Genomic DNA, 12,844 nt, shown 5'->3' with positions numbered 1-12,844 from the left:
TCGGACTAACTAGTCACAACGAGTCATATTTCCCGAGATTGCAAACCAGATGTCTCATTCGGAGCCATTGGGGCTGCTTTCAGAGTTGACTGTCGGCGGCGCCACCTTCACTTCCCCGGCGCTCACATACGAGCAACATCCACGAGGAAGCGGAACCCGCATGTTGAAGACATCTCGGCACCTACGTACTTTGCTTTTCGGGGCGGTCATCGCTCTCATGGTCGGCTTGCTCGGGCCGGTTTCGCCGGCTTCGGCCGCTGGCCCCATCACCAACATCAACCCCACGATCTCCGGGACGGCGATCCAGGGCAACACGCTGACGGCCAACGCGGGGCCGACCTCCCCGCCAGGCGCGACATTCACCTACCAGTGGCAGACGACCGCGCCGGCCACCAACATTGCTGGTGCCACGTCCCAGACATTCGTCCTCACGTCGGCGGAGTTGGGAAAGCAGGTCCAGGTCGTTGTCACGGCTCACAAGAGCGGCAAGGACGACACGGCGGCGACTTCTGCACCGACCGCGACAGTTCAGGGCGTGTTCACTTCCGCCCCGGTCGTCGAGATAGACGACACGAACCCGACGGTGGACGACGGGATCTCGGCATCGGTCACCACCGACTCAGTGCCGACGGCCGACTCCTACAACTTCGAGTGGTTCGCCGACGGCAGCCCGATCGCTGGAGCCATCACCGCGAACTACACCCCGACCCCCTCTGACGTCGGCAAGGTCCTGGTTGCCAAGGCGACGCCGGTCTTGACCAACTACGACGGCAGCTCCGGCATCGGCAGCTCGGCAGGGACCGACCCCGTCGCCAAGGCGGACTTCAACCCCGGACCCACCGCGACGATCACGGGCACGGCCAAGGTGGGCGAGGAGCTGACCGCGGGTGCCTCGGGCGAGCTGCCCACTGGCGATGGCTACACCTATCAGTGGGCTGCCGACAGCGTCGACATCACTGGTGCGACGGCTGACAAGTACACGCTGACCGGTGCCGAAGCCGGCAAGGCGATCACGGTGACGATCAAGACCACCCGGGACGGCTACAACGACTCGTCCGACACGTCCGATGCCACCTCCGCCGTCGCCAACGGCGACTTCTCGGCCGATCCGACCGTCACGATCACCGGCACGGCCAAGGCCGGCGAGGTGCTGACGGCCAACCCGACCGGCGAGGCTCCGACGGCCGACGGCTACACGTACCAGTGGAAGGCTGACGGCACGAACATCGCCGGCGCGACCAGCTCGACGTTCACGCCGAGTGGACCCCAGATCGGCAAGCAGATCACGGTGACGGTCAAGGCCACCAAGCTCGGCTACAACGACAGCAACGCGGCCACGTCGGACCCGACATCTGCGGTCCTCATGGCCGACTTCACCTCTGGCCCGATCGCGGGAGCGATCACCGGAAACGTCACGGTTGGCTCGACGCTCACGGCGCACGTCCAGACGGCTGAGGTTCCGGCCGGCGACTCGTACGCCTACCGCTGGTTCAGAGACGGAGTCCTGATTCCCAGCCAGACGAACTCGACCTACGTGGCTCAGAACAGTGACATCGGAAAGGCGATCACGGTCAAGATCAAGGCGATCAAGTCCGGCTTCAACGACAGTGATGAAAGCACGTCGCCGGCCACGGCACTGATCGAGTCCGGTGTGTTCAGCACTCCGCCGACCGTCACGCTGAGCACGACGACTCCGAAGGTCGGGGACATCGTGGCGGCGAACGCGACCGGTGGATCGCCGACACCGACGTCGTACAACTACGACTGGTACCGGATCGACACCCTGGGTGTGCGGCGGGTCATCCCCGGCGCGGTCGGCCAGACCTACACGGTGCCGTACGCCGATCTGACCAAGAAGCTGCAGGTCGAGGTCACGGCGGTCAAGGACGGCTACCAGCCCGTCTCGACGTTCTCGGCGCAGAGCGCCCGGATCAACTACATCGCGTTGAACAAGACGTCGGTGACGCGTGGGCAGACCCTCGGGGTCAACGCCAAGAAGCTGCGTTCGGGTCAGGCCTACAAGATCTTCATCGAAGGCAAGTCGGTCTACAGCGGCACAGCATCGAGCGATGGTTCGGCGATCCACACGGTGGGCGTTCCCACCTCGACGCCGGTCGGCACCGGCAAGCGGGTGTGGGTCAGCGGTTACACCAAGGCCGGCGTGCGTGACTTCCAGGTCATCGGCACGGTCACCGTCAAGTAGCACCAGCAAGGCCAGCAGGGCGGCCTCGGCAACGTCGCCGTCCTGCTGGCACCCACAACCTTCAGCAGAACCTCGTAGCTCCACATCCCGGCAGGAAGTATCACCATGTTGACGTCTGTTTCTCGGCCAGTACGTACGCTGTTCCTCCTTGCCGTCTCGGCCCTGTTCTTCGGGCTGGTCGTGCCGGTTGCGCCCGCCTCGGCGGCGGCGGCGCAGGTCACCGTGACGATCAGCGGGACCGCAGCGGTCGGCTCGACGCTGACCGCGAACGTCACGCTCAACCCGAGCACGGGCGGCGTGAAGATCGACAGCTACAAGTGGCAGTCGGTCGATGGAGCCAATGCCCCCGTCGACATCCCGGGAGCAGCGGGAGGGCCGGGAGTGACAACGGTTGCGCCCTACGTGCCGACGTCCGACATGATCGGCAAGAAGATCCAGGTCGTGGTCAACTCGACCGGGTCGAACAACGGAACGACCACACCGGGCACGGGCACATCAGGCCAGACGGCCGCAGTCGTCGCAGGCACGTTCACGTCGGCAGGGACGGTGACGATAAGCGACACGACGCCGCAGGTTGACCAGACGGTCAACGCGGTCGTCACCGGCACCAACCCTTCGGGCGCCACGTACACCTACCAGTGGTACACGATCACCGGCACCGACCCTGCGGTCCTCGTGGCGGGTGCGACGAACGTCAACTTCACTGTCGCGGACACCGATCTCAACAAGAAGCTGCTGGTCAAGGTCATCGCCTCCAAGGCCGGCTACACAAGCAGCAATGAGGTGAGCTCTGCCGCGACGACAGCTGTCGCGACCGCGACGTTCACGACCCCGCCGACCGCGACGATCGACAACACGTCGCCGAAGGTCAACGAGACGATCAATGCGGTCATCACCGGCACCAGCCCTTCGAGCGGTGTCACGTACACCTACCAGTGGTACACCGCCAGCCCGACGACCCTGATCAGCGGTGCGACCGGATCGAGCTACACCGTCACCGGTGATGACCTGGGCAAGAAGCTCTTCGTCAAGGTCATCGCGTCCAAGGTCGGCTACGCCAACTCAGCCGAGGTCAGCTCGACCCAGACCAACGCGGTCGCCCCGGCCGACTTCACGTCGCCGCCGACAGTCACGATCGACAACAACAACCCGACGGTGGGCGACACGCTGACCGCCTCGGGCACCGACGCTGTCCCCTCGGCCGGCACGACGTACACCTACCAGTGGTACACCGTCGACGGTGGCAACGCGCCGGTCGCGATCAATGGCGCCACCGGGTCGACGTACCTGGTGGCCGGTGCCGGTGTCGTCGGCAAGAAGATCATCGTCAAGAAGACCGCGAACAAGAGCGGTTACACGTCGGTGACGGCCACCTCTACCGAGACCGCGGCAGTCCTCGCGGCCAACTTCACGACCGGTCCGACCGTCACGATCGACAACACCACGCCGGCAGTTGACGACCTGCTCACGGCGACCGCGTCGGGTGAGTCCCCGGCCAGCAGCAGCTACACGTACCAGTGGTACTCGGTGCACGGCGGCGATCCGGCTGCCGCCATCTCCGGCGCGACGCAGTCCACCTACTCCGTCGACGCGGCGACAGTCGGAGACACGATCTTCGTCCGGGTGCACGCCACGAAGCCCGGCTACAACGACGCGATCGGCAACTCCACCGAGACCGCCGCCGTGATCAAGGCTGACTTCTCTGTCGCTCCCGATGTCACGATCAGCGACACCTCACCCCAGCTCTTCCAGCAGGTCACGGCCCAGGTCACGGGTTCGACGCCGATCGGGGCGTACGACTACCAGTGGTACACCGTCGACGGCGCCAACGAGCCTGTCGAGATTGCCGGTGCCACTAATGACACGTACACCGTGACGACTGACGACCTGGGTCTTTCGCTGCAGGTGAAGGTCACGGCCACCAAGCCCGGCTACAACGACTCGTCCGACACCTCTCCTGCAACTGACGCGGTCACCAAGGCCAGCTTCACGACGGATCCCGCGGTGTCGATCGACAACACCACGCCGACCGTCGGCGACGAACTCACGGCTCAGATCGACACGGCTGCGGATCCGGCTGCCGACTCCACCACCTACCAGTGGTACTCGATCGACGGCGCCAACCCTGCAGTGGAGATCTCCGGCGCCACGAGTGACACGTTCACCGTGACCGGTGACGAGGCGGGGCTGGCCCTCCAGGTCAAGGTCACGGCGTCCAAGGACGGCTACAACGACGCGTCGGGCACCTCCGACGCGACCTCCGCCGTCGCCAAGGCTAGTTTCACGGGAGCGCCGAGCGTCACGATCACCGGCACGGCGAAGGTCGGCTCGCAGCTCACGGCGAATCCCTCAGGCGAGACACCGGCGGGCAGCGGCTACACGTACCAGTGGAAGGCCGACGACGTGGCCATCTCCGGTGCGACCAGCTCGACGTTCACGCCGGGTGCAGCCCAGGAAGGTGCGGTCATCACGGTGACCGTGGCGGCCACCAAGTCCGGCTACAACGACAGCGCTACCGCGACGTCGGGTCCGACCGATGCGGTCGTCAAGGGCGACTTCGGCGGCACCCTGGTCGTGACGATCACCGGGACGGCCAAGGTCGGTGTGCAGCTGACTGCGAATGCCTCCGGCGAGACGCCGGCGCGTGACGCGTACACGTATCAGTGGAAGGCGGACGACGCTGACATCTCCGGTGCGACCGGCTCGACGTTCACGCCGGGGGCAACCCTTCAGGGCGCCGTGATCAAGGTGACCGTCACGGCCACCAAGGCCGGCTTCAACCCCAGCGGCGCTGTCACGTCTGCTGGTACCGCGGCAGTCGCCAAGGGCGACTTCGGCGGCAACCTGGATGTGACGATCGACGACACGACTCCGACCGAGGGCCAGCTGCTGACGGCGACTGCGTCGGGCGAGACGCCCGCACACGACGGTGCGTACGCCTACCAGTGGAAGGCGGGTGGAACCAACGTCGGAACGAACAGCGCGACATACACCCCGACGTCGACCGACATCGGCAAGACGATCACGGTGACGGTCACGGCGAGCAAGACCGGCTACAACGACGCCACGGACACGTCCCTTCCCACCACCGCCGTTGCCTCAGCCGCGCCCGTCCCGTTCACCGGGACCCAGGCACTGGCCCTGAGCACGACGACGCCGAAGGTCGGGGACGTCGTGACGGTGACCCCGTCGGGCCTGACGCCGGCGCCTGACTACTCGTACGACTGGTACCGGATCGACACCCTCGGTGTGCGCAGGGTCATCCCCGGCGCGGTCGGCCCCAGCTACACGGTGCCGTACGCCGATCTGACCAAGAAGCTGCAGGTCGAGGTCACGGCGACCAAGGCCGGCTACGTGACTCAGTCGACCTTCTCGGTTCAGACGGCGCGGATCAACTACATCGCGTTGAACAAGACGTCGGTCACACGTGGGCAGACGCTCGGGGTCAACGCCAAGAAGCTGCGTGCGGGTCAGGCCTACAAGATCTTCATCGAGGGCAAGTCGGTCTACAGCGGCACAGCATCGAGCGATGGTTCGGCGATCCGCACGGTGGGTGTCCCCACCTCGACCCCGGTCGGCACGGGCAAGCGGGTGTGGGTCAGCGGCTACAACAAGGCCGGCACTCGTGACTTCCAGGTCATCGGCACGGTCACGGTCAAGTAGCACCAGCAAGGCCAGCAGGGCGGCCTCGGCAACGGAGCCGCCCTGCTGGCACCACAACTCCACATCCCAGCAGGAAGTTTCACCATGTTGACGTCTGTTTCTCGGTCAGTGCGTACGCTGTTCCTCCTTGCCGTCTCGGCCCTGGTCTTCGGGCTGGTCGTGCCTATCGCGCCTGCCTCAGCGGCGGCGGCCACCGTCACCGTCACGACCAGCGGGACGGCAGCGGTCGGCTCGACGCTCACTGCGAACGTGACGCTCAACCCGAACACGGGCGGCGTGAAGATCGACAGCTACAAGTGGCAGTCGGTCGACAGCAGCAACGTGATCACCGACATCCCGGGAGCATCGGGAGGGCCGGGAGTGACGACGGTCGCGCCCTACGTGCCGACGTCAGACATGATCGGCAAGAAGATCCAGGTGGTGGTCACCTCGACGGGGTCGAGCAACGGGACGACCACACCGGGGACCGGCACGTCGCCGCAGACGGCTGCGGTCGTCGCGGGCACGTTCACGTCGGCAGGGACTGTGACGATCAGTGACACGACGCCGCAGGTCGATCAGACGGTCAATGCGGTCGTCACCGGCACCAACCCGACGGGCGCCACGTATGCCTACCAGTGGTACACAGTCACCGGCGCTGGCCCGGAAGTGCTCATCAGTGGAGCGACCGCGTCGACTTATACCGCTGTGGTCGGCGACCTCAACAAGAAGCTGCTGGTCAAGGTCACCGCCTCCAAGGCCGGCTACAACAACAGCAACGAGGTGAGCTCCGCGCAGACGACAGCCGTCGCGACCGCGACCTTCACGACGCCACCGAGCGTGGCGGTCAGCGACACGACGCCCCAGGTCGACCAGACCCTGACGGCCAACGTGACCGCCACCAACCCGTCGGCCGGCGTCACGTACACATACCAGTGGTACATCAGTCCCGCGACGATCATCAGTGGTGAGACCGGAGCGACCTACACGGTCCGCGCCGCCGACCTGAGCAAGAAGCTGCTGGTCAAGGTGATCGCGTCAAAGTCCGGCTACACCGACTCCACCGAGTCCAGCTCGACCGCGACCACCGCCGTGGCCGCGGCGGACTTCTCCACGCCGCCGACCGCCACGATCGACAACACGACCCCGACGGTTGGTCAGACGTTGACCGCATCGGGCGCGGACGCGGTCCCCTCGACCGGCACGACGTACTCCTACCAGTGGTTCACGGTGACCGGCACGAATGCGCCGGTCGCGATCGGCGGCGCCACCCAGTCGACGTACCAGGTCGCGGCTGGCGACGTGGGCAAGAAGATCGTCGTCAAGAGGACCGCGAACAAGACCGGCTACAACCCGTCGACGGGCACCTCGGCCGAGACCTCGCCGGTCGTCGCCGCCGACTTCACGAGCGGTCCCACGGTCACGATCGACGACACCACCCCAGCGGTTGGTGAACTGCTCACGGCGACCGCCTCGGGCGAGTCCCCGGCCAGCAGCAGCTACACGTACCAGTGGTACTCGGTGCACGGCAGCGATCCGGCTGCCGCCATCGCCGGCGCGACGCAGTCCACCTACACCGTCGGCGCGGCGACAGTCGGCGACACGATCTTCGTCCGCGTGCACGCCGTCAAGGCTGGCTACAACGACGTGATCGGCAACTCCGCCGAGACCAGTGCGGTCGTTCTGGGCACCTTCACGACGGCAGGGACCGTGACGATCAGTGACACGACCCCGCAGGTCGATCAGACGGTGACCGCAAACGTCACAGGCACCAACCCGTCGGCCGGCGTGACGTACGTCTATCAGTGGTACACGATCACCGGTACGGACCCGGAGGTCCTGGTGGTGGGCGCGACGGATTCGACGTTCACCGCGGCCGACACCGATCTGGGCAAGCAGCTGCTGGTCAAGGTCATCGCCTCCAAGACCGGCTACCACGACAGCAACGAAGTGAGCTCCGAAGCGACGACAGCAGTCGCCAACGCGACCTTCACGACGCCTCCGAGTGTGGCGGTCAGTGACACCACGCCGAAGGTCGGCCAGACGGTCACCGCCGACGTGACCGGCACCAACCCGTCCACCGGTGTCACGTACGGGTACCAGTGGTTCTCCGTGAATGGCGCCAACCCCGAGGTGCTCCTCAGTGGGGAGACCGGAGCGACCTACACCGTCGACGGCGCTGAGCTGGGCAACAAGCTGCTGGTCAAGGTCGTCGCCTCACGAGCCGGCTACCTCAACTCCGCAGAGGTCAGCTCGGCCGAGACGAGTCCGGTCGCGGAGGGCGCCTTCTCCACGCCGCCGACCGTCGCGATCGACAACCCGAACCCGACGGTGGGCGCCACGCTGACCGCAACGGGCGACGGCGCAGTCCCGTCGACGGGCACGACGTACTCCTACCAGTGGTTCACGGTCTCCGGCTCGGACGAGCCAGTCGCGATCGATGGCGCCACCAACCCGACGTACCAGGTGGCGGCTGCCGACCTGGACAAGAAGATCCTCGTCAAGAAGACCGCCAACAAGACCGGCTACACGTCGGTGACGGTGACCTCGGACGAGACCTCGGTCGTGGTGATGTCCTACTTCACGACCGATCCGACGGTCACGATCGACAACACCTCGCCCGCGGTCGACGACGTGCTGACGGCGACCGCCACCGGCGAGGATCCGGCGAGCGACAGCTACAGCTACCAGTGGTACTCCGTGCACGGCTCGGACGATCCGGTCGCGATCTCCGGCGCGACGCTGGCGACCTACTCCGTCGACGCGGCGACGCTCGGTGACACGATCTTCGTCCGCGTGCACGCGGTGAAGACGGGCTACGCCGACGCGATCGCCGACTCCGACGAGACCGCCGCCGTGGTCAACGCCGACTTCTCGGTCGATCCGGAGGTCTCGATCAGCGACACCACGCCAACGGTGAACCAGGAGGTCTCGGCGGTGCTGGACTCCGGTTCGACTCCGATCGGGGCGTACACCTACCAGTGGTACACCGTTGATGGCAGCAATCCGGCTCAGGCGATCTCCGGTGCGACCGAAGACAAGTACACCGTCGCTCCCGGCGATGCAGGTCTGGCTCTGAAGGTGCGGGTCACGGCCTCGAAGACCGGCTACAACGATGCGGTCGACACGTCCGCTGCGACCTCGGCGGTTGCCAAGGCGGACTTCTCGACGGGTCCGCAGGTCTCGATCGATGACACCACGCCGACTGTTGGTGAGGAGCTCACGGCTGACGTGGACACGGACTCGATTCCGTCCGGCACGTACGCCTACCAGTGGTTCACGGTGGACGGCGGCAATCCGGCGGTGGCCATCTCCGGTGCGACGGACGACAAGTACACCGTCGCGGCCGGCGATGCGGGTCTGGCTCTGAAGGTGCGGGTCACGGCTTCGAAGACCGGCTACAACGATGCGTCCGACACGTCGGCTGCGACGTCGGCGGTTGCCAAGGCGGACTTCTCCACCGGTCCGCAGGTCTCGATCGACGACACCACGCCGACGGTCGGCCAGGAGCTCACGGCTGACGTGGACACGGACTCGATTCCGTCCGGCACGTACGCCTACCAGTGGTTCACGGTGGACGGCGCCAATCCGGCGGTGGCGATCTCCGGTGCGACGGACGACAAGTACACCGTCGCGGCCGGCGATGTGGGCCTGGTCCTGAAGGTGCGGCTCACGGCCTCGAGGGCCGGCTACAACGACGCGGTGGACACGTCCGCGGCGACCTCCGCGGTTGCCAAGGCCGACTTCTCGACGGCGCCGACCGTCACGATCACGGGTACGCCCAAGGTGGGTGTCCAGCTGACGGCGAACGCCTCCGGTGAGTCACCGGCCGGCAGCGGTTACACGTACCAGTGGAAGGCAGACGGTAGCGACATCAACGGCGCGACCGGCTCGACGTTCACGCCGGGCGCAGCCGAGCAGGGTTCGAGCATCACGGTGACGGTCAAGGCCACCAAGGCCGGCTACAACCCGAGCGGCGCTGGCACATCCGATCCGACCGCTGCTGTCGCCAAGGGTGACTTCGGCGGAAACCTGGTCGCGACGATCAGCGGTACGCCCAAGGTGGGTGTGCAGCTGACGGCGAATGCCTCCGGTGAGACGCCCGCCCGCGACGCCTACACGTACCAGTGGAAGGCCGACGACGCCGACATCTCCGGCGCGACTGGCTCGACGTTCACTCCTGGGGTCGACGAGCAGGGCAAGACGATCACGGTGACGGTCACCGCGAACAAGGCCGGATACAACGATGTGAGCGACGATTCGCCTGCCACCGCAGCGGTCGCCAAGGCGGACTTCACCACGGCGCCGACCGTCACGATCACGGGTACTCCCAAGGTCGGCGTGCAGCTGACGGCGAACGCCTCCGGCGAGTCGCCGGCCGGCAGCGGTTACACGTACCAGTGGAAGGCCGGAGGCAGCGACATCTCCGGCGCGACCGGCTCGACGTTCACCCCCGCCGCAGCCCAGGACGGTGCGGTCATCACGGTGACGGCCCGGGCCACCAAGACGGGCTACAACCCCAGCGCTGCAGGAACGTCCGCTCCGACCTCCGCGGTCGCGAAGGGTGACTTCTCGGGTGACCCGACGGCGACGATCACGGGTACGCCCAAGGTGGGTGTGCAGCTGACGGCGAATGCCTCCGGTGAGTCGCCCGCCGGCAGCGGTTACACGTACCAGTGGAAGGCCGGAGGCACTGACATCTCCGGTGCGACCGGCTCGACGTTCACGCCGGGTGCAGCCCAGCAGGGTTCGACGATCACGGTGACGGTCCGGGCCACCAAGGCCGGCTACAACCCGAGCGGTGCCGACACGTCGGATCCGACGGCTGCTGTCGCGAAGGCTGACTTCGGCGGGACGCTGGTCGCGACGATCACCGGTACGCCCAAGGTCGGCGTGCAGCTGACGGCAAGTGCTTCCGGTGAGACGCCGGCGCGTGACGCATACACGTACGAGTGGAAGGCGGGTGTCGACGTCGTCGGAACGAACAGCTCGACGTTCACCCCGACTGCCGCCGAGGTCGGCAAGACGATCACCGTGACGGTGACGGCGACCAAGGCCGGCTACAACGATGTGAGCGACGAGTCGCCTGCCACCGCAGCAGTCGCCAAGAATGACTTCGGCGGGACGCTGGTCGCGACGATCACGGGTGAGCCCAAGGTTGGCGTGCTGCTGACGGCGAATGCCTCTGGCGAGACGCCGGCGCGTGACGCGTACGCCTACGAGTGGAAGGCGGGCACCGACGTCGTCGGAACGAACAGCTCGACGTTCACCCCGACATCGACGGAGCTCGGCAAGCAGATCACCGTGACGGTCACGGCGACCAAGGCCGGCTACAACGACGCCACGGACACGTCCCTCCCCACCGCCGCCGTTGCCTCGGCCGCGCCGATCCCGTTCACCGGGACCCAGGCGCTGGCCTTGACCACGACGACGCCGAAGGTCGGGGACGTCGTGACGGTGCTCCCGACGGGCCTGACGCCGATCCCGGATTACCAGTTCAACTGGTACCGGATCGACACCCTCGGCGTGCGCAGGGTCATCCCCGGCGCGATCGGTCCCAGCTACACCGTCCCCTACGGCGATCTGACCAAGAAGCTTCAGGTGGAGGTCAGTGCGGTCAAGGCGGGCTACGTGACTCAGTCGACGTTCTCGGTGCAGACGGCGCGGATCAACTACATCGCGTTGAGCACGTCGTCGTTGGTGCGTGGCAAGACCGTCGGGGTCAACGCGAAGCGGTTGCGTGCCGGACAGGCGTACCGGGTCTTCATCGAGGGCAAGTCGGTCTACAGCGGCACGGCGACCAGCGACGGCTCGGCGATCCGCACGGTGACCGTTCCCACCTCGACGCCGGTCGGCACCGGCAAGCGGATCTGGGTCAGCGGCTACAACAAGGCCGGCACTCGTGACTTCCAGGTCATCCGCACGGTCACGGTCAAGTAGCAGCACAGCGACACAGCAGGGCGGCCCTCTGGAGGGGGCCGCCCTGCTGCTGCGTCAGAGGTACTTCTTCATTCCGACGTGGCTGGCCACGAAGCCGAGCCGCTCGTAGAACTCGTGCGCTCGTAGGCGTTCGCGGTTCGACGTCAGCTGCATCCGCGCGGCACCGCGCCGACGGGCCTCGTCCTCGATGTGCGCCATGAGGGCCGCGCCGATGCCCTGTCCACGCCTCGCTGCCGACGTCCGCACGGCCTCGACCTGGCAGTAGAGCCCACCGTCGGCGGACAGCATCCGCATCCACGTGACCTGCGCCGTGCACACGACGACGCCGTCGATCTCCCCGACGAGGATCTCCTGGTTGGGGTCGGCCCTGATCTCCTCGAGCGCGGCTCGCTGGTTGTCGGTCACCTCACCCGGCTCGGCGAAGTAGTGCATTGAGTCCTCGGCCACCAGCGCCAGGATCGCCGCGAGGTCGTCCTGCGTGGCGGGCCGGACCCGCAGGTCGCTCACTGAGGCAGGGCGCCGACCGACGCCAGGGCTTCCTTGAGTAGCGCGCCGCGGCCGCCCTCCATGTCGGCGAGCACCTCGGGGTCGGCAGCCTCCTCGGGCGTCAGCCAGGTCAGCTCGAGAGCGTCCTGGCGCGGGTTGCACTCACCGCTGACCGGCACGACGTACGCGAGGGAGACCGCATGCTGCCTCGGGTCGTAGAGCGTAGAGACGCCCGGCAAGGGGAAGTACTCCGCGACCGAGAACGGCACGGTCGACGCCGGCAGCTGCGGGAACGCCGTCGGGCCGAGGTCCTTGGCGAGGTTGCGCAGCAGCGCCTCGCGTACAGACTCGCCATGCATGACCCGGCCGGACACCAGCGTGCGGGTCATGACACCGGTCGTCGAGGAGCCTCGGAGCAGGATGCCGATCGACTCGACCTGGCCGAGGGCGTTGATGCGCACCGGGACGGCTTCGACATACAGGATCGGGACGCGGGCGCGCGTCTCGTCGAGGGCGAAGTCCGGGAGCCAACCCGGATTGGGATCAGGAGTGCGCACGGACATGCGCACATTC

At 66.7% G+C, this 12,844-nt stretch carries 5 protein-coding genes; 3 read left to right on the top strand and 2 right to left on the bottom strand.

The features are described 5' to 3' along the window. Positions 1-160: 160 nt before the first annotated feature. The 3 genes from AC1DVU_RS03680 (at position 161) to AC1DVU_RS03670 (ending at position 11,785) form a co-directional block, all read left to right on the top strand. Positions 161-2,203 (top strand): hypothetical protein, encoded by a 2,043-nt coding sequence (locus AC1DVU_RS03680; RefSeq protein ID WP_476921068.1) that lies wholly within the window; start codon positions 161-163, stop codon positions 2,201-2,203. Between the two features lie 105 nt (positions 2,204-2,308). Then, positions 2,309-5,866, top strand: a complete 3,558-nt coding sequence (locus AC1DVU_RS03675) for a beta strand repeat-containing protein (protein WP_476921067.1) — start codon at positions 2,309-2,311, stop codon at positions 5,864-5,866. Between the two features lie 84 nt (positions 5,867-5,950). Next, complete coding sequence (locus AC1DVU_RS03670) at positions 5,951-11,785, top strand: beta strand repeat-containing protein (RefSeq protein ID WP_476921066.1); 5,835 nt, start codon at positions 5,951-5,953, stop codon at positions 11,783-11,785. 54 nt (positions 11,786-11,839) lie between these two features. Here AC1DVU_RS03670 and AC1DVU_RS03665 read toward each other — a convergent pair whose 3' ends face one another. Both AC1DVU_RS03665 and AC1DVU_RS03660 read right to left on the bottom strand, forming a co-directional pair. Next, a complete protein-coding gene (locus tag AC1DVU_RS03665; protein WP_476921065.1) occupies positions 11,840-12,292 on the bottom strand; it encodes an N-acetyltransferase family protein in 453 nt (150 codons plus the stop codon). Continuing rightward, positions 12,289-12,834, bottom strand: a complete 546-nt coding sequence (locus AC1DVU_RS03660) for an NUDIX hydrolase family protein (RefSeq protein WP_476921064.1) — start codon at positions 12,832-12,834, stop codon at positions 12,289-12,291. The genes AC1DVU_RS03665 and AC1DVU_RS03660 overlap by 4 nt, the downstream gene beginning before the upstream one ends. Positions 12,835-12,844: the final 10 nt, after the last annotated feature.

It is taken from the genome of Aeromicrobium sp. P2_G6 (assembly GCF_056403535.1).
This window is presented reverse-complemented; position numbering and strand designations above follow the sequence as displayed.

Bases quoted from the DNA above. Each gene is read 5' to 3' on its own strand.
- AC1DVU_RS03670 (WP_476921066.1), top strand. From the start codon at position 5,951: ATGTTGACGTCTGTTTCTCGGTCAGTGCGTACGCTGTTCCTCCTTGCC.
- AC1DVU_RS03660 (WP_476921064.1), bottom strand. From the start codon at position 12,834: ATGTCCGTGCGCACTCCTGATCCCAATCCGGGTTGGCTCCCGGACTTC.
- AC1DVU_RS03680 (WP_476921068.1), top strand. From the start codon at position 161: ATGTTGAAGACATCTCGGCACCTACGTACTTTGCTTTTCGGGGCGGTC.
- AC1DVU_RS03675 (WP_476921067.1), top strand. From the start codon at position 2,309: ATGTTGACGTCTGTTTCTCGGCCAGTACGTACGCTGTTCCTCCTTGCC.